This window comes from Neobacillus bataviensis LMG 21833 (assembly GCF_000307875.1).
Taxonomy (GTDB): Bacteria; Bacillota; Bacilli; order Bacillales; family Cytobacillaceae; genus Neobacillus; species Neobacillus bataviensis.
Genome location: NZ_AJLS01000127.1, coordinates 40087 through 60491 on the forward strand (window position 1 = coordinate 40087; position 20405 = coordinate 60491).

The 20405-nt window shown below is 39.9% G+C and carries 24 protein-coding genes and 1 riboswitch; of the genes, 1 reads left to right on the forward strand and 23 read right to left on the reverse strand.

Features of this window, described 5'->3' with window-relative positions; all coding sequences use genetic code 11:
• Positions 1 to 15: 15 nt before the first annotated feature.
• Positions 16 to 1365, reverse strand: a complete 1350-nt coding sequence (locus tag BABA_RS18710; protein ID WP_007086797.1) for an ABC transporter permease — start codon at positions 1363 to 1365, stop codon at positions 16 to 18.
• The gene (locus BABA_RS18715) at positions 1362 to 2051 is read right to left on the reverse strand and encodes an ABC transporter ATP-binding protein (RefSeq protein WP_007086798.1); all 690 of its coding nucleotides are present in this window, start codon (positions 2049 to 2051) and stop codon (positions 1362 to 1364) included. The genes BABA_RS18710 and BABA_RS18715 overlap by 4 nt, the downstream gene beginning before the upstream one ends.
• 177 nt (positions 2052 to 2228) lie before the next feature.
• On the opposite strand from BABA_RS18715, the gene BABA_RS18720 reads away from it, so the two are divergent.
• Positions 2229 to 4331: a transglycosylase domain-containing protein gene (locus tag BABA_RS18720; protein ID WP_007086799.1), complete on the forward strand. Its 2103-nt coding sequence runs from the start codon at positions 2229 to 2231 to the stop codon at positions 4329 to 4331.
• A 16-nt stretch (positions 4332 to 4347) separates the two neighbouring features.
• Here BABA_RS18720 and BABA_RS18725 read toward each other — a convergent pair whose 3' ends face one another.
• The 21 genes from BABA_RS18725 to BABA_RS18825 all read right to left on the reverse strand — a co-directional run bounded on the left by BABA_RS18725 (position 4348) and on the right by BABA_RS18825 (position 20325).
• Entirely contained in the window at positions 4348 to 5061 is a 714-nt protein-coding gene (locus BABA_RS18725; RefSeq protein ID WP_007086800.1) for a hypothetical protein, read from the reverse strand.
• A complete protein-coding gene (locus BABA_RS18730) occupies positions 5058 to 5552 on the reverse strand; it encodes an ECF transporter S component (protein WP_007086801.1) in 495 nt (164 codons plus the stop codon). The genes BABA_RS18725 and BABA_RS18730 overlap by 4 nt, the downstream gene beginning before the upstream one ends.
• Complete coding sequence (locus BABA_RS18735) at positions 5553 to 6137, reverse strand: cob(I)yrinic acid a,c-diamide adenosyltransferase (protein ID WP_007086802.1); 585 nt, start codon at positions 6135 to 6137, stop codon at positions 5553 to 5555.
• Between the two features lie 14 nt (positions 6138 to 6151).
• Positions 6152 to 6586 (reverse strand): bifunctional adenosylcobinamide kinase/adenosylcobinamide-phosphate guanylyltransferase, encoded by a 435-nt coding sequence (locus BABA_RS18740; RefSeq protein ID WP_007086803.1) that lies wholly within the window; start codon positions 6584 to 6586, stop codon positions 6152 to 6154.
• Positions 6538 to 7137, reverse strand: coding sequence for a histidine phosphatase family protein (locus tag BABA_RS18745; protein ID WP_007086804.1), 600 nt, complete (start codon positions 7135 to 7137; stop codon positions 6538 to 6540). The genes BABA_RS18740 and BABA_RS18745 overlap by 49 nt, the downstream gene beginning before the upstream one ends.
• Positions 7107 to 7898: an adenosylcobinamide-GDP ribazoletransferase gene (cobS, locus tag BABA_RS18750; protein WP_007086805.1), complete on the reverse strand. Its 792-nt coding sequence runs from the start codon at positions 7896 to 7898 to the stop codon at positions 7107 to 7109. Before cobS ends, BABA_RS18745 begins: the two co-directional genes overlap by 31 nt.
• Complete coding sequence (locus BABA_RS18755) at positions 7895 to 8740, reverse strand: cobyric acid synthase (protein ID WP_007086806.1); 846 nt, start codon at positions 8738 to 8740, stop codon at positions 7895 to 7897. Before BABA_RS18755 ends, cobS begins: the two co-directional genes overlap by 4 nt.
• Positions 8737 to 9309, reverse strand: coding sequence for a bifunctional adenosylcobinamide kinase/adenosylcobinamide-phosphate guanylyltransferase (locus BABA_RS18760; RefSeq protein WP_007086807.1), 573 nt, complete (start codon positions 9307 to 9309; stop codon positions 8737 to 8739). Before BABA_RS18760 ends, BABA_RS18755 begins: the two co-directional genes overlap by 4 nt.
• Complete coding sequence (gene cobD, locus BABA_RS18765; RefSeq protein WP_007086808.1) at positions 9291 to 10367, reverse strand: threonine-phosphate decarboxylase CobD; 1077 nt, start codon at positions 10365 to 10367, stop codon at positions 9291 to 9293. The genes BABA_RS18760 and cobD overlap by 19 nt, the downstream gene beginning before the upstream one ends.
• The gene (gene cbiB, locus BABA_RS18770) at positions 10342 to 11307 is read right to left on the reverse strand and encodes an adenosylcobinamide-phosphate synthase CbiB (RefSeq protein ID WP_007086809.1); all 966 of its coding nucleotides are present in this window, start codon (positions 11305 to 11307) and stop codon (positions 10342 to 10344) included. Before cbiB ends, cobD begins: the two co-directional genes overlap by 26 nt.
• The gene (locus tag BABA_RS18775; protein WP_007086810.1) at positions 11307 to 12770 is read right to left on the reverse strand and encodes a heme ABC transporter ATP-binding protein; all 1464 of its coding nucleotides are present in this window, start codon (positions 12768 to 12770) and stop codon (positions 11307 to 11309) included. The genes cbiB and BABA_RS18775 overlap by 1 nt, the downstream gene beginning before the upstream one ends.
• A gap of 3 nt (positions 12771 to 12773) precedes the next feature.
• On the reverse strand, positions 12774 to 13835 hold the full coding sequence (locus BABA_RS18780; protein ID WP_007086811.1) for a FecCD family ABC transporter permease: 1062 nt from the start codon (positions 13833 to 13835) through the stop codon (positions 12774 to 12776).
• Positions 13801 to 14766, reverse strand: coding sequence for an ABC transporter substrate-binding protein (locus tag BABA_RS18785; protein ID WP_007086812.1), 966 nt, complete (start codon positions 14764 to 14766; stop codon positions 13801 to 13803). The genes BABA_RS18780 and BABA_RS18785 overlap by 35 nt, the downstream gene beginning before the upstream one ends.
• Positions 14767 to 14952: 186 nt before the next feature.
• Positions 14953 to 15145, reverse strand: a riboswitch (cobalamin riboswitch).
• Positions 15146 to 15199: 54 nt separating this feature from the next.
• Complete coding sequence (locus tag BABA_RS26155; RefSeq protein WP_007086813.1) at positions 15200 to 15670, reverse strand: GyrI-like domain-containing protein; 471 nt, start codon at positions 15668 to 15670, stop codon at positions 15200 to 15202.
• A 157-nt stretch (positions 15671 to 15827) separates the two neighbouring features.
• Entirely contained in the window at positions 15828 to 16352 is a 525-nt protein-coding gene (locus tag BABA_RS18795) for a CBO0543 family protein (RefSeq protein ID WP_007086814.1), read from the reverse strand.
• A 179-nt stretch (positions 16353 to 16531) separates the two neighbouring features.
• A complete protein-coding gene (locus tag BABA_RS18800; RefSeq protein WP_007086815.1) occupies positions 16532 to 16732 on the reverse strand; it encodes a cold-shock protein in 201 nt (66 codons plus the stop codon).
• A gap of 114 nt (positions 16733 to 16846) precedes the next feature.
• Positions 16847 to 17602, reverse strand: coding sequence for a Cof-type HAD-IIB family hydrolase (locus tag BABA_RS18805; protein ID WP_007086816.1), 756 nt, complete (start codon positions 17600 to 17602; stop codon positions 16847 to 16849).
• A gap of 224 nt (positions 17603 to 17826) precedes the next feature.
• Positions 17827 to 18132, reverse strand: a complete 306-nt coding sequence (locus tag BABA_RS18810; RefSeq protein WP_007086817.1) for a hypothetical protein — start codon at positions 18130 to 18132, stop codon at positions 17827 to 17829.
• A gap of 98 nt (positions 18133 to 18230) precedes the next feature.
• Entirely contained in the window at positions 18231 to 18938 is a 708-nt protein-coding gene (gene pssA, locus BABA_RS18815) for a CDP-diacylglycerol--serine O-phosphatidyltransferase (RefSeq protein ID WP_007086818.1), read from the reverse strand.
• 39 nt (positions 18939 to 18977) lie between these two features.
• Positions 18978 to 19403 (reverse strand): GtrA family protein, encoded by a 426-nt coding sequence (locus BABA_RS18820; protein ID WP_007086819.1) that lies wholly within the window; start codon positions 19401 to 19403, stop codon positions 18978 to 18980.
• A gap of 145 nt (positions 19404 to 19548) precedes the next feature.
• Positions 19549 to 20325 (reverse strand): TerC family protein, encoded by a 777-nt coding sequence (locus tag BABA_RS18825; protein WP_007086820.1) that lies wholly within the window; start codon positions 20323 to 20325, stop codon positions 19549 to 19551.
• Positions 20326 to 20405: the final 80 nt, after the last annotated feature.

Sequence of the window (20405 nt, forward strand, 5' to 3'; positions counted from 1 at the left end):
GTTTTCCGGTAATTCTTACACTTCTCTGCGCATCGCCTTTAATACATCAACTTTTGTTGCTCGTTGTGCCGGACGGTATCCTGAAAGAATGGTCACCCCAAAACAAATAACCACACAGATGATTGGCAAAACAAGCGGAATCTCACTAAATGTGATATTCATTTCAGTCTCCTGACCGAAAGCCTGTTTAATAATTAGCGGAATGGCGAAATTGACGGCGAAACTAATACCATAAGATACAATTGTACCGATAAAAGCCCCAATCAAGCCAATATAACTGCTTTCAAGCAGGAAAATCCGCTTAATCGTTTTTGGACTGGCTCCTATTGCTTTCATAATCCCAATATCCGGCGCCCGCTCCGTTACTGCCATGGTCATCGTATTATAGATACCAATTGAGGCAATGAGAATGGCGATCGTTCCGATAAAAATTAACCCGGCTTTTGCAATCAAAAAGACCATATTAACTTCCTTCAATTCGTTCACAACGGAATAGGTCGCATATTTCTTTTTTGTTAATTGATCAGAAATACTCTGGACGGCCTCCATATTTTTCGCATAAATCTTTACATCATCATAAGAATTTTCATGGACATTTAGATCCTTCGGTACTTCACTATTTGCATCTAATATGTATCCCTTAGGAGTCCCCGTAAAATCTTCAATCTCCTTTAACGTCTGATCCGAAATAAAGACACTTCGATCTTCAGCCCATACCTTAGTTGGCTTTTTAGAAATTCCGACGACTGTCAAAGGAATTATTTTTTCCACTTGTTTGCCTTCTTTAAACTGCATAACCGTTAATTCAATCTTTTCGCCAATTAAATGACCCGTATAGCGATACTCCGCATTGATTTTTCCCTTTTCATCAAACATATCATCTGGGGCATCCTTAAGAGCTAGATTAAGCGGAAAATTATAGCCAATCACTATTTCATCCTTACTTTTTGGCAAGCGCCCCTTTGATAGTTCAAACCCAGCTTTCACTTCTGATGGAAAGTTTGCCACAAACGTTTCCGTTGGTTCTTGATAATTCCCAATCGAATAGGTGCTGCCCTGCTGTAGCATTTTTCGTCTGGTAACCGCTTTTACATCCTTGAGCTTTTCAAATTTATGGACATCCTTCTCGTCTAGAGGCCGGAACCCGCCTTGTTCATTAATTTCTTGACCATGGACATCAATTTGCGTGATCACCCTGCGCTCGGTAATTTCCTTCACCACCGATTTCTGTAAGCCAAAGCCAACGGAGGCAAGAACAATAAGAAACGCACAGCCCATTGCTGTAGCGAGAATCGTCATAAACACTCTCGTTCTATTTTTCTGCATATTTTGACGAACAAAGCGGAATTGGTCTTTTAACTTCATACCAGCACCTCCTTAACAATGCGGCCATCTCTTAATTCAATCTTGCGGTTCCCGATTTCCGCCACCTTATCATCATGAGTAATGATCAAAAATGTGATACCCCAATCCCGGTTCAGTTCCTGGATGAATTCTAGTAATTCTTCTTCTGTTTCACTATCCAGACTCCCAGTCGGTTCATCGGCAAGAATGATTGGCGGATTGACAATTAAAGCACGGGCGATACTGACCCGCTGCTGCTGTCCCCCTGATAACTCCCCGGGGTAGTGATCCTGATAATCTAGTAATCCCACTTTCTTCAACATTATTTCGGTTTGCTTTTTTCTTTCATTCTGGTTAACCCCTTTTAAGATCAAAGGAAGTTCAACATTTTGAAAAGCGGTCATACTCGGGATCAATTGAAAGCTTTGAAAAATAAAGCCCAAGTTTTTTATCCGAAAATCCGCAAATTTCGTTTCATTTAGATCGGTTACTTTTTCCCCGCTAATCCATATTTCCCCTTCTTTTGGATGGATAAAACCGCTGACAAGATTTAAAAGTGTCGATTTCCCCGACCCGCTTCTGCCGACAATGGTAACAATTTCTCCTTTTTCAACTGTAAAAGAAATATCCGCTAGTACCGGAATAATCGTCTGTCTTCCTTTTTTTCCAATGACAAAATCATGACGTAAGTTTTTAATTGTAATCATTTTTTCCTCCTGCTCCCAATCACTTCACCTTATTAGACGTAACAAATTTCTACGACCCCTACAGTTTTTTTAAAAATCCCTCAAAAATATTTAAAAAAACAGTTTTGTTGGTCTTTTTCTACCAGAAAATTTATAATAGATGAAGCGAAAATTTCTTTTTAATAGTCAGGAGATAACATGGAGAAATTACACCCATTTAGGGATATGATTGTTCGTTTCTGGAAAAAGAGACATCTAACACAAATCATCTTATTATTACTGCTTGTCGTTGTATTAGGTACCATCCTTTATTTTGGCTGGCTGGCAACAAGGGCAAATGTGGAATCTTTGAAGGAAGGCCTTAGCCAGCCGACAGTCATTTATGATCATGATGGAAAAGTGGCCAGTAATGTTGCCACCAATCGGACGAAAGGCGTGAAAATCGAGGAATTGCCGAAATATGTTCCACATGCAGTTGTCGCAATTGAAGATGAGCGTTTTTATGAACATAGTGGTTTTGATGTAAAGGGAATTGCCCGTGCCTTTTTTGGCAACTTATTTGCCGGAAGGGTTACTGGAGGCGGCAGCACATTAACACAGCAGTTAACCAAAAACGCCATGCTCTCACCGGAACGCACCTATAAGCGAAAAGCAGAGGAATTATTTTTAGCGGTAAAAATCGAAAAGGTTTATACAAAAGATGAAATTTTGCAAATGTATATCAACCAGGTTTATTTTGGCAGCAATTCTTGGGGCATTAGCAGCGCTTCGAAAAAATATTTTAACAAAAATATTCAAGATGTCTCGATAAGTGAGGCGGCGATGCTAGCAGGACTCCTGCATGCACCGAACTACCTGAACCCTTATAAAAACTATGACTTGGCTATGAAACGACGAAACGTTGTTTTAGGGAAGATGAAAGAGCTTGGCTTTATTTCTGCCCCGGAGTACAATATGGCGAAAAATGAAAAAATTCGTCTAGAAGATGGCGGCGGCAGTTTTGTGGAGCGGAAATATCCCTATTATGTGGATGCTGTTTTAAATGAGGCCATTTCTAAATTTGGAGTTACTCAAGAGGAAATCTTAACAAGAGGATATCAAATCTATACCGAATTGGATCAAAACCTGCAAACAGGACTTGAAAAAGTATATAGTAATAACTCCCTGTTCCCAAGAGGAAAAGGAAATACATTAGTTCAAAGCGGATCGGTTCTTATGGATCCTGCTTCAGGTGGTGTGCGGGCGCTTGTCGGCGGCAGGGGTGAGCATATGTTCCGTGGCTTTAACCGCGCGACCCAATTACAGGCACAGCCTGGCTCAGCGATTAAACCGCTTGCTGTCTATACACCTGCCCTTGAAAATGGCTATACCTATTCTTCTGAACTTGTCGATGAACCAACTTCTTTCGGGAATTATAAACCAGAGAATTTTTCGAAAACGTTCCAAGGAAAAGTTCAAATGTATAAGGCACTTGAGGAATCGCTAAATGTTCCAGCGGTTTGGCTGTTAAATGAAATTGGGTTAGATAAGGGATTGGATTCGTTAAGCCGCTTTGGCATCCCGACGGTAAAAGAAGACAAGAATCTGGCCATCGCCCTTGGCGGCATGAGTAAAGGGGTTTCTCCACTGCAAATGGCGAATGCCTTTACGACCTTTCCAAATGGAGGAAAGCGACAGGATCAACACTTAATTACCAAAATCGTCGGTCCGACCGGTAAAATCATCGCGGAACGTAAAGCGAAAACAACCAAGGTTACGTCCAAAAAGGTCACAGACGAAATGACATCCATGCTATTGAATGTTGTGGAATCAGGAACTGGCAAGCGGGCACAAATCCCTGGGGTGCAACTTGCTGGAAAAACAGGGTCAACCCAGCTTCCATTCGGAGATGTGAACGGAACGAAGGATCAGTGGATGGTCGGATATACCCCAAACATTGTTGGCGCCATCTGGATTGGCTATGATCAAACGGACAAAGAACATTATCTGCCTAGCTCTAGCTCAGCAAATATTGTCCCGATTTTTAAAGAAATTATGAAGGAATCATTGCCATATCTTCCAAAAGAAAACTTTGATGTAGCTTCGATTAATGCCCAGCTTGCCGGTGAGGCATCGCCTAATAGCAGCATTAACGATCAGGCGAAGGAGATTGGCAAAGAATTAAATGAAAATGCCAAAAAACTTGGCTCAGCAATAAAAGAACAAGCCCCTGCGTGGAAGGAAGGCTTGAAAAATGCTTTATATACCATTGGCAAAGGGATAGATTCATTGGTGGGAAAAGTGAAAAGTTTAGGAGAATAGCACGCTTTATTGCGTGCTATTCTATTTTTATTTGATGAAAAAAATCCCCTGCAAGCTTTCTTACTTGTTCTTCATGATTGGCATCATAAACAACAATAAAGCATGTAGCAGGACCTGAAGATTTTAACAAATCTATGTTTGTGGTGATCATTTCCGCTGTAAACTTTTTTTTGGCGAAGATTTGATACAATTCAGATAAGACTCCTTTTGAGCCAACAGGCCATATCATCGCATCATCTAGATTATTGATATCTTGAAAAACTGAAAGAGGAACAATATCATCAGATTGGGTAATCACTTCAGGGCCAACTAATGGCAATCCAATTACGGCTACATTCAAATGGTTTGAGAACAATAACTCAGTCCTTTTATCGAGATATTTTCGGCCAAGCACCATTAATCCAACTGCCGATTGCAGCATAATAAAGTTACTTTCCGTGCTCCCTGTTATGGAAATATCCTTTAATCCAAGTTCCTTTACTCCTTTTTGGATGCCTTGTAAAAGCTCTTCCCATGGTTCGTTACCGCAAAAGTTGTGGAGAACTACAGACATGGGCTGCCCCCCTGCTGCCATACATTCCATGACGGCAACTCTAAATGAATAATAGGCAACCGTTTCGTATGGGACGTGGACAATGTCCTGTTCCTTCATTCCTATCGCACCGCTATTATCACAAGCAATCATAAGTGACTCCTCACCATTAATAGGAATGGTTATAATATCCCTCATTGTTTTGCCTCATTCTTAATGAATTGATTTGAAAACAGAGACGCTAGTCGTGGAATAGCCATTAAGGTAATTCCTGTATTTATGATCGAACCAATTAGCAAGGAAGGGACAATCGCCAAAAAAAAGCCTTTATTCATAAAAAAAATAAACGGGATTGGTGCTACAATGGCATTCCCAACGATAAAGAGTGCAGCTGCTAAAAACTTTTTGCTGTTTTTATAAAGATTTCCAAAAATCCACACAAGCACCGCCATTTCCGCTGCAATTAAAAAGTGCATGGGACCTAATGGAAACCCGCTTAAAACAGCTGACAATAAATGACCGAATGCAGCCACCATTGCTCCAGCACCGCTGCTAAGTAAGACTGCAGCCAAAAGGGCTGGAAAGGCATCCAATGCCACACTGCCAACAATTGCGGGAATCTTTAACGCAGCCCCGACAACAGACAATGCAATGAACATAGCGAGCCAGCTTACAAATTTACCCTTCATCTACTTTTCCTCCTTGCGCTTCCCATCCCTAAACACTTTAGCACTGCGCACATATTCTACATCACCCACATGTAGTCGGTGGTTAATGACCCTGGCCAAAGCAAAGAAATAATCTGATAGGCGATTTAAATATTGCAAGGCAATTTCAGGCGTTTTTGGGTCTACCTTTACTAGTTTTACAACCAATCTTTCAGCTCTCCTTGTAACCGTTCTAGCAATATGAATGGATGCTGAAGGCTTCGTACCACCAGGTAAAATAAAACGCTCCAGTTCTTTAGCCTCTGCAATATATTCATCAATTTTTTGTTCTAGGTAGTCAATCGATTCCTGATGAAGCTTTAACTCCCGTTTTTCCGTAACATTTGCAAGGTCGCCCCCGCAATCAAATAATTCATGTTGAATTTTTTCAAGATCAACGAGCACATCTTTGAAGATTTCCTGATCAAGTTCTTGGATTGCCTGCCCGACAAAACAGTTTACTTCATCAACAGTACCGTATGCTTCAACCCTCGTATCATCTTTATCTACCCTGCCGCCAATGATACTTGTTTTTCCTTTGTCACCTGTTCTTGTATAAATCCTCATTTCATTTTCCCCCTTTATTTAATTGTTTGGTTTATTCCATACCATACGACATCGACTTTATCTGATTTAGCCGCTAGATCCTGATAGGCCCACCCTGTTACATCGCGCCATACCCTATTTTCTTTTTCCACTGGGACAATTCCTTTTGTTATATCAGTCCCAATCACAATCAATTTTCGTCCTGCCTCTGCCTTTTCCCATGAAATCCAAGTATCTAAGCATCTGTTCCAAATTTCACGGCAGCGGTCAACCTCATATTGCTTCGTTAACTCTTTTAACCATAACTCAATTCCCTCAAGAACGACCTCAGCATGGTTGTTTTCTGGTAATTCGAAGGGTAGTGGAAAACAGTTATAGGCGGATAACCATTGTTCCTGCCTTTCAACATAAAAGTTCCTTTTTACCCATGCCCTTTTGCCATTAAAGGCACCTCCAGTAATGAAGTGCATCGTCTATCCCCCCTTAGGGCTTCTCTCGAAAAAACAAGTTCAATCCCTTGATCATGTCGCGCCTGGAAGCTCCAAAAGTCTTTCACTTCCGGTGCATATTTAGATAATAGGTATCTGATGGCTCCACCGTGGGTGATAACCGCACAGCTTTTTAGCTCGTGAGAAAGAATTATTTCAAGCATCTTATTCCAGCCAGCCTGAACCCTGCTAGTAAACTCGTAAAAAGATTCACCTTTAGGCGGAAGAACATTCTCAGGATCTGCTAACCATTGGCAATAGCGTTTGTTTTCCTTTAACTCCTCGTATGTTTGCCCTTCCCATTCACCGAAATTCATTTCTCGCAGCTCCGATAATAAAACTGGATATCTATTCGGAAATAATAGTTCAGAGGTAGAAATACATCTTTGTAAATCACTACTAAAGTAGGACTCATAGCGTTTTGTTGTCGACATTTCCATTGATTCAGCGGTTAATGGAGAATCATTCCATCCTAAATAGGCTTTCCTCTTGTTTTCTTCTGTTAGGCCATGACGAAATAATGCAATAACCACACGGTCATCCACAGGATAAACTCAGTCCCTTCCACAGTAGCACCTAATACATCACCCGTAATCCCGCCAAACCATTTCAAGGCATTACGGCGGCAAAAGAATAGGCAACCGGCAGGAGCCAAAATGAATAAGCCCACACTGTAATAATCTTTAATCATTACCATGACTGGAAACAGAAAGCCAACAAGGTATAAAGGATATATCCATAAAACCTTTGGCTTTGCTGCACTTTGGAACAATGAGCCCAGCCCTTCATTTTTAGCTGACTTTACCGTTAACAGCAGGACACCCATGACAGTTTTGCTTAAAAAGGGGATTCCCATAATAAAGATATAAGTTATGTATTCAACATTTACTGTAGCTTCATAAATAAATAAAAACCGGCAGCTTAATAAAACGACGAGTGATAGTACGCCAAAGGCCCCTGTTCTAGGATCCTTCATTATTTCTAGTCTTTTCTCTACATTTTGGTAGGAAAAGTAGGCATCACTCGCATCCATCCAGCCATCCAGATGAATTCCCCCAGTCAGTAGAATCGTTGCCAGCCAAAGCACGAAAGCAACAGCTAAATGAGAAAATGGAGTAAATTCATGAACAACATACAATAGACCAGCATAGATTGCCCCTTGAAAAAGACCTAGAAGTGGAAATGTTTGCACTGCCTTTCTAAGATGTTCCTTATCCATCGGTAATTCAAAAGGAAGCGGCAGTGCTGTGAAAAATTGACAGTTGATCAAGAATCCTTTAAAGAATTTAATCATCTTCTTTCACTTTGATATATGATTTCTTTAAGAAGCTCCCATTTTAGGTGACGTTTCATTTCAGCAGCAAGGTTCTCATATCTTTCATCTGTTTTATCTTGTTCAATTATAATTTCTGATACATTTGATAATGAATCCTCCACTTCAATCATATGATTTTCGATAAACGGTAAAACACCTAAGATGGGAATGCCTGTTTTTTCCTCAATCAGTTTCACTCCATCTTCGAATAACGAGATGTCTCCGCGGAATTTATTTATGATGATCCCTTTTACTCTTTGTCTCTCATCAGGTTTTAATAGATCAAGTGTGCCAATAATACTTGCAAAAACTCCGCCACGGTCAATATCTGCTACTAGCACCACTGGGACATCGGCCATTTCCGCAACCCTCATATTGACCAATTCGCGATCGTTCAAATTTAGTTCAACTGGACTGCCAGCCCCTTCGATGACCACCATCTCATATTCATGTTCAATTTGATTCAGGGATTTCTTAATTACCTCAATCCCCCTTTCATAAAATTGTTCACGGTATTCCTTTCCCGAAAACGTTTCAATTGTTTTCCCTAGAAAGATCACCTCTGCGTTCTGTTCAGTTCTTGGTTTTAATAGAATTGGGTTCATCCAAACCTGGGGTCGGATGCGGGCGGCTTCCGCTTGAATTGCTTGCGCTCTGCTAATCTCTTTTCCGTCACAAATATAACAAGAGAAATTTGACATGTTTTGCGATTTAAATGGCGCGACTTTTACACCCTCGTTTGCTAAAATCCGGCACAATGCCGTAACAATTAAACTTTTGCCGACATCTGAAGCAGTGCCTTGAATCATGATTCCCTTCATAGTCCCACTTCCTTCATCACGATGGGGATCCCAGCCTCTACTAAAAGAGCCCGATCCGCTTCTTTTACTAATTTTTGATGGATTTGTCCCAATAATCGTCCATATGAAAAAACGAGGTTTGTTTCCTTTAGTGACTCGTTTAAAACCTCATTACTAACAACAATCATGGCTCCCGCCCGCCTTTTTAGCGATAGAATTCCAGTTATAATAGAATCTTTGACAGATGTTAAAAAAGACTCATCCCACGTTCTTTCGCTAGAAAATAATTCATTATTCAAGAGGGTTGTCACACAATCTAACAAAATGATATCACTCTCTGAAACCGAATCGGCTAGCCTTCCAATCTGAATGGGCTGTTCAATTGTTTTCCAACGATATCCCCCAGCGGCCCGATCGCCCTTGTGCATGTCGACGCGTTGCTGCATTTCTGTATCTGATGGAACCCCCGTTGCCATATAGGTTAATTGTCCTCCTTTATTGCCAGCTATTTCTACTGCCAGTCTTTCAGCCAACCTGCTTTTTCCGCTTCTAACACCGCCGGTAATGAAGATTAATGATGATGACGCCAATCGGCCAGCACCTCCATTAGCGCATTATTTTCTTCCCTGCCTTTTATGGCAAAACGAAGCCATCTCCCCTCCAAACCGGGGAAATTAAAGGTATGCCGTGGAATGACAGCCTTCTTAATAAGAAATTCAAACAACGGAAATTGATCATTCAACAGCGGATCCTTTAATAAATAGAAATTAACTTTGGATGATGAAACGTCAAATTCATTATTTTTAAAAAAAGCAAACAACCTTTTCCGTTCGTCACGGATATACTTTTGGGTCATATTAATAAATGATTCATCTTGTAAACACAGTTCACCTGCCAACAGAGCAATGGTATTAATACTCCAATGCGATTGCAGCTGGTTTAGACTTTCGATCACAGTTGGCTGTGCAACTAGATATCCAAGACGGATACCAGGAATTGCAAACATTTTGGTCATTGAACGAATAATAATTAAATTTGAAAACCGATTTATGTATGGAATGAATGAATCATATTCTACTAAGAAATCAAAAAATGCCTCATCCAAGATCACCAAGCAATTTTGCTGTTCACATTCCTCAATTAACGAAATAATCGTTGAACCAGGATACTGAATTCCTGTTGGATTATTTGGGTTACAAAGGAACAATGCATCAGCAAATTCTATCTTTTTATGCAATTCATCCTGGTTTAATTCGAAATCCGGCCCCTTCAGATGGTGATACAATACTTCACATTTGTTTGCCTTGCAGGCTTTTTCATATTCCGAAAAGGTTGGCTGGATCAACAATACCCTTTTTCCCGCGAGCATTCTAGCAACCATGGTGATCAGCTCTGCCCCGCCATTCCCAATTAAAATAGATTGATCAGGAATCTGTTCTTGTTGTGCAATCCTCTTTTTTAGCTTTGTAGCATATGGATCTGGGTAAACAAAAATTTCCTGATAAAACTCCTGCCATTTTTCTTTCAATGCAGGCGGTGGACCAAGTGGGTTTATGTTTGCGCTAAAATCAGTATAATCCTCAGGAAGCATAAGACCCATTGCTCCATATAGGTATTGCGGATTAGAACCATGTGAAGGCCAATTCAACGAGCATCCCTCCGAGCCATAAGAATAATAAAAATAAGAAAACAGTTCTCCCTAAAATGCCATTCGCCTTTAGGATGTGGTCGGGTTGAATAGGTGAAAGAGCCTCTCCCATTTTTGCCCTATTAGAAATCATCCCTTTGTAATAATTTTTGCCGCCCAATTGAATACCTAAAATAGCAGCAACAGCCGCCTCACCCCAGCCGCTGTTCGGGCTCGGATGCTTTTTCGCATCTCGGAATAAAATCGACCAAGCCTTGCGATTATCTCTACCGACTGGGAGTTTTCCTATTAGCATAATTATTCCCGTTAATCGACTGGGAACCCAATTCATAACATCATCCCATTTAGCAGATGCCCAGCCAAACTCTTTGTATCTTTCATTCATGTGTCCCACCATCGAATCACATGTATTGGCTGCCCGGTAAACCATCGCGAGCGGCGCACCGCCAATGAGTGCCCAGAACAAAGGGGCTGTCACACCGTCACTTGTATTTTCAGCAACCGTCTCAATCGCTCCTCTTGCGATTTCACTTTCATCAAGGTCATCTGTATCGCGGCCTACAATATAAGAAAGTTTCTTTCTAGCTTCAACCAAGTCCCCGGATTTTAACGGTTGGTAGACTTCAAGTGCCGCTTCCTTCAAGCTTCTTTGGGCAATGGCTGTGGATATTACTATACTTTCCACAACAATTCCAACAATCAAATGAATCTGGTATCCTATTAAAACAACAATTAATACAATAGAAAATACAAATAGTAAAATAAAAAGGAGCATGATTACCCCTTTCGATTTTTTAAACTCTCCTGAATTCCAACGCTTTTCTAGAAATGCTATCATATTCCCAATCCACCTTACAGGATGAGGCCAATTGGGCGGATCACCAACAAAAAAATCAATGATATAAGCAATTAAAATGGCAATTAAGTGATAAAGAATCATTAGTGCTTCCTTTTTTGCGACTTTTGAATCGCCTCTGTTGTGCACTGATAAACAGCTTTACTAATAAGCCTGCCCAAAGGGGTAATAGTTCCAGCAAACTCCAGCACTTTTCCTGATTGGGTAGCAGCAATTAAAATGCTATCGGTTGAGGTACCCGTAGCAATCGTTTCTGTGACTTTATCCATTACCTTTAAATCATGCATCGCTTTTACCTTTGCTTCTGTTGCGGTTACGATGCTTTGAATAAATGCTTCCTCGGTTAATTCTCCATTTACAAATACCCACGTGTTAATCGTCCCGGGAGTGTGAATTAAGTCATGCCTCTCACTTTTTGAGGCATCAATTGCATTTCCAATCCCTGCTGTGACAACCACTAAAACCGAGAAGTCATCCAGTTTGACCCGACCGTAAGCAACGTCCTCAAGTACCACAGCGGTCATCATGCCCACAGTTTCTGATGGTTCAAAGCCCTTAGTCTTTAAAAAGGCAGCCATTTCCATCCGATGATCATCACAATTATAATCCTTACTGACATGCCGATTAACAAATGTTCGATGCCAGCCCGTTCCCGCCCCGACCACACCCGAAGACATTGTTCTTAGCGGTGCTGGGGATTGTAATTCGATAAATTCATTTGAAACCCATATCATTCCTTCATTAATTTCAAAAATTTCTTTTCTCCGTTCCACTTCCGGCAGTAACACCAATTGCGGTGCAGCCACCCTAGGGTGGGGATGCTTTTGAATTTTCGTATGATAAACGTCTCTAATTCGATCTTCTTGAAGGACTTCATTTGGAATATGGTTAATATTAATGGTACCTTTTTCTAGCAGGAGCAATCGATCACAATATAGTCCAGCAAGATTTAAATCATGGAAAATCGAAATAACTGTTAAACCTTTTTCCATTGTCCATTGTTTTAAAAGATCCAGTAATTCTTTCTGATACGAAAGGTCTAAGTGATTTGTCGGTTCATCCAATAGAAGAATTTCGGGCTCCTGAGCCAATGCTTGCGCAAGAAATACCCGTTGTTTTTCGCCACCCGATAACTCTTGAATATCTTTTCGTTGAAATGACGATATTCCGGTTTGATCCATTACTCGTTGAACAACATCCTCATCCTCTTTGCTCCATGTTTGGAACCAGCCTTTTTGGTGGGCATATCTCCCAAGTGAAACGGTTTCTTTAACGGTGTATGAAAAAGATTGTGAAGAATGCTGCGAAAGAACCGCAACCATTTGCGCAAGTTGTTTGATTCCATATTCCTGAAGCCTTTTTCCACGAATTAGTATTTCACCTTGTTTAATCGGTAAGATCCCACTAATCATTTTTAACAGGGTCGTTTTTCCGCTTCCATTTGGTCCTAAAATCCCGAACAATTCTCCTTGTTTCACTTGAAATGAAATGTCCTTTAAAACAGATTCATCTGCATAACCACCTGAAACGTGTTGAACGTTAAGCATGTTCTATCCACTTCTTTCCATCCGTTTTCTTTGGAGCAGGATCAGCGCAAATACAGGTGCACCGATTAAAGCAGTAATAACCCCAATCGGTAATTCTGTTGGAGATATTATGGTTCTGGACACGAGATCAGCTAAAATTAGGAACCCGCTTCCGATTAAAATGGAAAGAGGAAGAAGGTGTCGATGATCGGGGCCCCATAGCATTCTTGAAAGATGGGGAATAACCAGTCCAACAAAACCAATGGTCCCTGATACAGCAACAGCTGCTCCCGTTAAAATCGAACCGGCAGAAAGAATAATGAGCTTTCTTTTTTGGACATTTACACCTAAGTGCTGTGCTCTCTCTTCTCCAAACGACATCGCATTTAATTCTTTTGCATTAAAAATCAGTATGGCTGAACCCAAAATGAAAAACGGAAGAATGATTTTTATGTATTCCCAGCCTCGCATCGATACACTTCCTAAGAGCCAGCCAATAATTTGCCTAAGCTCATCCCCGGTTAGGGCAATCATGAGAGAAATAAATGCTCCCAAAAAGGAACTAAAAATAATACCTGTTAAAATAATCGTTTCCACCCTCATCGAGCGCTCTATTTTCCGGGCGAATGCAAGAACCAAAAAGATGGTAATAAAAGAAAATAGGATGCTAAATAATGGTAAAGTGAACATCCCCACAAAGGGAATCGAAAGATGAAAAAATAGTGTTAACACCGCGCCCACTGAGGCTCCGGACGAGACACCCAATGTATAGGGATCTGCCAACGGGTTTCGTAACAGACCTTGGAAGGCAGCTCCTGCTATCGCAAGAGCTGCCCCTACAAGACCAGCTAAAATGACTCGAGGTAAACGAATATTAATCACAATACTCGTATACATCGGATCGATAGAGCCCAGTGAAATGACCCCAAATACTTTAGCAACGATAATTTGAATAATCGTTCCAACCGGTACATAAACAGTTCCTATTGAAATACCTAATAAAAAAGCAATAATAAGGAAAATTCCCGCCAGACTAAAGGCTAAAAATTTATTATTTAAATACTTCTGGATAGACAGCCTTTGCAAGATCTTCTACTCCTTCAACGATTCTAGGGCCAGAGCGTGTCACCCGATCAGAATCTACGTCGATTACTTGCTTATTTTTTACCGCGTTGACATTTTCCCAGCCTTTTCTGCTTAACACTTGATCAGCTGGTTTTTCCTTTTCATAGCCGCCATATGTAGTGATGATTACATCCGGATTTCGTTTAATGATCTCTTCTTGATCAAGCTGGATCCAGCCCTCTTGATCATCTGCGAGGTTTTCAGCATTAATCACGGTTAACATTTCATTCATAAACGTATTTTTCCCAGTAGTAAAAATATCTGGAGCAGGTGATACTTCAACAAACACGGTTTTCTTTTCTTTTATGTCCTTTGCCTTTTCCTTAATTTCAGCTAATTTGTCCTTCATCCCTTTAACAAGCTCGTCCGCTTTCTTCGTTTCACCGGTAGCTTTCCCAATCATACTAATAGAATCAAACACTTGGTCAAAATTTTGTGCATCATTCACAACAAGAACTGCTATTCCGGCATCTTTTAACTGCTGAAGGCCAGCTTCAGAATTATGCGCAGTGGAGGCATGGGCTAATACTAAATTGGGCTGTAAAGAGATAATCTTTTCAAGATTAACTTCCATACCGCCTATTTTCTCTTTTTTCGTTACCTCTTCAGGATAATTATCAAAATCAGAAACACCAACAATTTCTTTACCCGCACCTAACGCGTAGGCAATTTCCGTATTACTTGGGATCAATGAGACGATTTTTTCAGGTTTCTTTTCTAAGTCCACCTCATTACCTATAGCATCCTTAATCGTTACAGGAAAAGCAGCCTCGGTTTTCTTCTCAACATTTGCTTTATTTTCCTCTTTGACTTGCTCCTTCTTTTCCACACAGCCCGCTAATGCCCCTATTGTTAATAAGACAATTAGCAAAAGTGAATAAATCTTCTTCATGTCATTTCCCTGCTTTCTGGATGAATAAATTTGAAACAAAAAATAAAATAACTTACGCCACACTAGACTCTATCTAAAATACAAAAAACATCCCCTTGTATGAAGGGGATGCGGGTATGATTAGATTCAAATACTAACACAAAGTAAATATAGTCTAGTCCTCCACACCTCCTATCCTCGTAGGTCTTTGGCGCAAAGAAAAAGGCAGGTTTCCTGGCTCATGTTCATAGCTCCCTAAGTCTTCCCATCCATTAAGACAGTGACATTTTATAGGTTGCTCCCAATTACAGTGGCGGGACCGCGTTGGCTTTAACCAACTTCCCTTTTAAGCAAAAAGTCTATATATTGACTTTTTTGCACCTTTTCCGAAATATTATTTTTTGTTTAAATCTATTATCAACTAAAAATAATCATTTGTATATATCTTTTTTGTCTATTCCTTATATGCTTTTACCGGCACATAAATTTCATAATGAAGGTCGCCTAAGGCACTGGGCAATTTATACTCTTCTTTAAAGATCTCCAGACTTAATGCAGAATAGTCCCGTTCATACCCGTATTCCTCCATCCAAACATACACCTTCTGGTAGGTTTTTTCAATATCCTCATGACTGCCTTTATGTACGGTAAATACATAGTTTTTACTTGGAATGGTAAAGCCAACCATACCCTCTGGGATCTCGTCAATTTTTTCAACAGGCTTGGTGACATAATAAGTAACCTCCGTTTCCCTATCATGAAACGGTGCAATCAAAAATGGTTCTTTCGTCTGATGGGATACCTCTTCAAGACGGTCTATCATTTTTGCAAATAAACCGGGAATTGTCCCCAACTCAGAATATGTACCATTCCATGAAATACCTACGACTTTTATTTCTTCTCTCTCAATCACTTGGATACCCAAGTAAATCCCCCCTTTACTTCAATCATATTTATATAATTCTAATAATATCCCTGAAATTCCTGCTAATAAAATTCGACGAAATAAGAGAAATTTTTATTTTCAAATAACTTTACACAATTAAAGAAGGTACTCTAATGACTCATGTACCTCCATTTCGTTATTTTAATATACTTTGCGGCACATCAAAGACATTCCATAAAAAGGTGGCATAGATGGCAGAAAGAATCCAAGCTAGTGCTGGCTTCTTATAATGTACAGCTAATACAGAAAACATAACAAAACTAAAAAAAGCCGACCATCCCAAATTCCAGCCATTTTTGTGAACCATCGCCCCTATTTTCAAATCAACAAATTCATTGATTGTATAAACCATTGTCCAGAAAAGGATATTTATGATTTTTTTCCAAAGTTCTTTAGACATATGTCCCAGGAAGATACAAACCGTAACAGGGTATTTGATTAACATGATCAGTAAGGCAACATGAGTATGTGTTGCCCAGCTCTTATCGTTTCCAAAAGGAACATATTCCCACATACTATGCTTAAAAAACAAAAATTGATACACAAGATCCCCGACCATTAAGAATAGGAAAGTGGGATAATAGTTATGCCAATTTTTCCAATCCCCCCATTTTATTGCAGAAAAAATAAAAATGGCTCCATAGACAATATTCAGGCTCAAAAAAAGTCTCCTTCACATTCTTCTTACCATCATTATTTCCAATTAAATGTAAAATAATTACATTTCACAAAATAGAAAAAAGGCCGTTAATCCAAAAATATGAAATAACGGCCTAGAATTTTTCTGTTTTTCCCCACAAAAAAACAAACCCCTAACAGGGTTTGTTTTATTCGCAGGTCTTATGCTTTCCGAACGTTAACCGCTTGCGGTCCACGTTGTCCATTTTCAATATCAAATGTGACCTCTTGACCTTCATCTAAGGTTTTATATCCTTCGCCTTGAATCGCTGAGAAATGAACGAATACGTCATCTCCACCTTCACGCTCAATGAATCCAAACCCTTTTTCACCGTTAAACCATTTTACTTTACCATGTTCCATTTCTTTGTAGCCTCCTAGCATGTAACAATTACATGATTTTGCAAAATATACTTGCCCAATTATTTTTACCCATAAATTATTGTCATATACCAAAAAAATCTAAAAAATTATTTTTTATTTATGAAGAATCCATTTATGAATTGCCTCTGCCACACCATCCTCTTCATTTGTTCCAGTGACCCAGTCTGCCGCCTTTTTCACTACATCCTGTGCATTCCCCATGGCTACACCAAGTCCTGCTTCTTTAATCATCATTAAGTCATTTCGGCTGTCGCCACATGCCATCACATGTTTCATTTCAATTCCAAGCCGGCCGCAGACAATCTCAAGGCCTTTCGCTTTATTAATTCCAAGCGGATTGACCTCAATATTCTTTAGGGTGGAATTACTTAGCTCGAATTCGCCCTTTGCCTCCAGTTCCTTTAAAATAAGCTCCCTTGTAGCATCATCATCAATATTAAACCCAAATTTTAACCATTCCATCGTATGAACGTCCTCGGGCATTTCATCATGCCAATTTCGCTCCGTGCTGATTGCCCAAAACTTTGTTTTATGCTGTTTTGTCAGTTCCCACATCCATGTGATTGATTCTGCTTTCATCAAATTCCTTTCGACTAGCTCCCGTTTTTCATCCCAGATTTCACTGCCATTAACGGTCACCAAATACGATGTCAGTTCTAGCGCATCTGCATGTTCTTTACTTGTTTTTAATGAACGACCGGTACTAAGAACCACATAGATCCCCTTTTCCTGAGCCGCTTTAATTGCCTGTCGATTCGCGAACGATATCTCCCCCTTGTTGTTTAAAAGGGTTCCATCCATATCAAGTGCCACCAATTTGATGTCATAATCATTCTTAACGTTTTCCATATGTAGTAAATAACTCCTTTCTTTCGTTTCACTTTTCTTAGCGTACACTTTTGATTTCCATTTTTCAAAGATTCAACCTCACTTAGTTTACATAATATATTTATATAAAACCAACAAAAAAGAACCCTGCACCATTTTGCAGGATCCATATACTTTTCAAGTATTTTGAAAATTAAACAGACAAAAAGACACTTGGCAGCATATGCTCCAAGTGTCCTTTATTTTCAATGGTGATGGTGGTGTGCGCCTTTTGCAGGATTGGTAATTAGCCATTCTTCTTTTGGTACATGGAAAAATTGAATCCAGATATCCTCCAGAAATTCATTGTTTTTCTCGATGATGAAATCAAGATCTTTATCCGTTTTCACTACTTCATCATTTTCTGTCGGTGTATCGAGCATCAAATCATAGTGTGCATGATCCCCGTGAACGCTTGTGACGTAAACACGGAACATTTTATCCTGTGCCTCTTCTTGTTCTAACATTTTCTTCAATGCTTTTGCCGCATTGCGATTAATTTTCACCTTCATTTTATGATCTCCTCTATTATGTATTCACCAATATTATCCCACTATGATATTAAAATAGACAGTTTCAGTCGACATTCCTGCACAGCCTCGAATAATACTTATTTTTGTTTCGGATTATTTTTCCTTTTTGTCTTGACCAATTGATATCCGATAAACGCGACATACAGCGGTATAGCCACATAAATAAAATACGGGAATCGGTGCTGCTCTTTTTTGAAGACAATGTATATGGCATATCCTAAAAATAGTGTAATGATAATTCCGTATTTCGGCAGCGGTATATCCTTTAGACTTGGGATTTTTATCGTACTTACCATCAAGTAACAAAGCAAAAAGAAGGCGATAACAAAAATGAATCCGGGCATTTTGCCATGGAACAGGGTTAACAAGGTTAACAACCCACCCGCAGCTGTAATCGGAACACCTGTAAAATACTTCAACGAAGATTTCACGGCATTGATGTTGAATCTGGCCAAGCGGTATGCACCGAATAATGGGAAAAGACCGGCAACCGCCATCCCAACAACGCCAAAGGAAGAAAAGTAGGAATAATAAGCCATCATTGCTGGTGCTACCCCGAAAGTGACTATATCCGCTAAGGAGTCAAGTTCCTTTCCTAAATCGCTTTCCACACGGAGCATTCTGGCAATTCGCCCATCCATACTATCAAGCATCATGCCAATTAATATTAAGATTGCTGCATTCTTGTAATCCCCTAGTGCTGAATACATAACTGATAAAAATCCAAAAAAAAGATTAGCTAAGGTAAATAAATTTGGAATACTGTTTCTAATAATAAGTACCACTCCACATTCAATTAGCCGGCTTTCGTAATTAATTAACCATCATGAGCCCGCTTTCTTATATTTCTTATATTCAGGAAAAACAAAAAACCTTTGACCAAAATAGTTTAGTACCGTGTACATTCCAGTTCCAACCAAAACAGAAAAATCTGTTATTACACTTTCATTAAACAGTTCATTCGCATGAAATAACCATACAACAAGGGTTTCTGCAACAAGATAGGAAAAAAAATAACAGCACAAAATCACGATCACAAAACGAATGGCACTCGTTGACACAGAATTTTGACTCTTAAAGGTAAAATTCCGATTCAAGAAATAACTTACGCAGGCTCCGACTGAGTTACCGAGAAAGGTGGACATCCAATATGAAAGACCCAGTGCATGCAAAAATAAATACATAAAAGATAACCCAACAATCGTATTAACAATCCCGACTAAAATAAAACGAACAAAAGAATACTTCATTCCTTCACCTGTATACCGATAGACCGGTCAATGATTTCAACTTTCATTATTGTACCCTAAAAGTTAACAAATAGAAATGGTTTAAGTGGGCATAGTTGATTTCCCTTCCTGGTGTGATGGAAAATATGCCCACTTAATCCTAATTTTATGAAGCTCTTTCGACCTTTTTTTGTGTAGTGTCCTTTGAAAAAAACCACCCTGCTGCGGCAATCCCCACTAAAACTAGATAAAAGCTCACCTTCCATTCTGTTGAATGGGCAAATTCCTCACTGAGAATCGCGAGCGATGGATGCGAAAGAGTGTAGACAGCAAGTTTAACACCGACCCAGCCGACAATTGTAAAGGCTGCGATTTCGAGACCAGGCCTTTTCTCCAGTAGCTTCACAAACTGGTTGGCAGCAAAACGCATGATAATCAACCCTATAATACCTCCAGCAAAGATCACTAAGAACTTACCCCCGTCAAGCCCCCCAATATTGGGAAGCTTGGTGTCTGGAAGAACCACTGCCATCGCCACGGCTGCAAGAATGGAGTCTACAGCAAAGGCGATATCCGCTATTTCTACCTTAAATACAGTCGTCCAAAATCCTCCAGCCTTACGTACTTCCTTCTCGTCTTTTTCTCCCGATTTCCCTTTCACTAACTTCCGGAAAATATGATTACCTGCCATGAATAACAAATATAGTGCCCCAATTGCTTGAACTTGCCACACATCAACAAGGAACGAAATCACAAATAATGATGCAAAGCGGAAGACAAAAGCCCCGGCAAGACCATAAAACAACGCCTTTTTCCGCTCTTCCTCAGGTAAATGTTTCACCATGATCGCGAGTACCAAAGCATTATCCGCTGCCAACAAACCTTCCAAAGCCACCAAAATCAATAAGACCCATCCATATTCCAGTAAAAGAGTAACATCCATCATTCATTCCCCCTATAAAATTTTCCTTTTCACCAATTACTCCCTCACGCCATAAAAAATAGGCCTTTACTGTATACAGT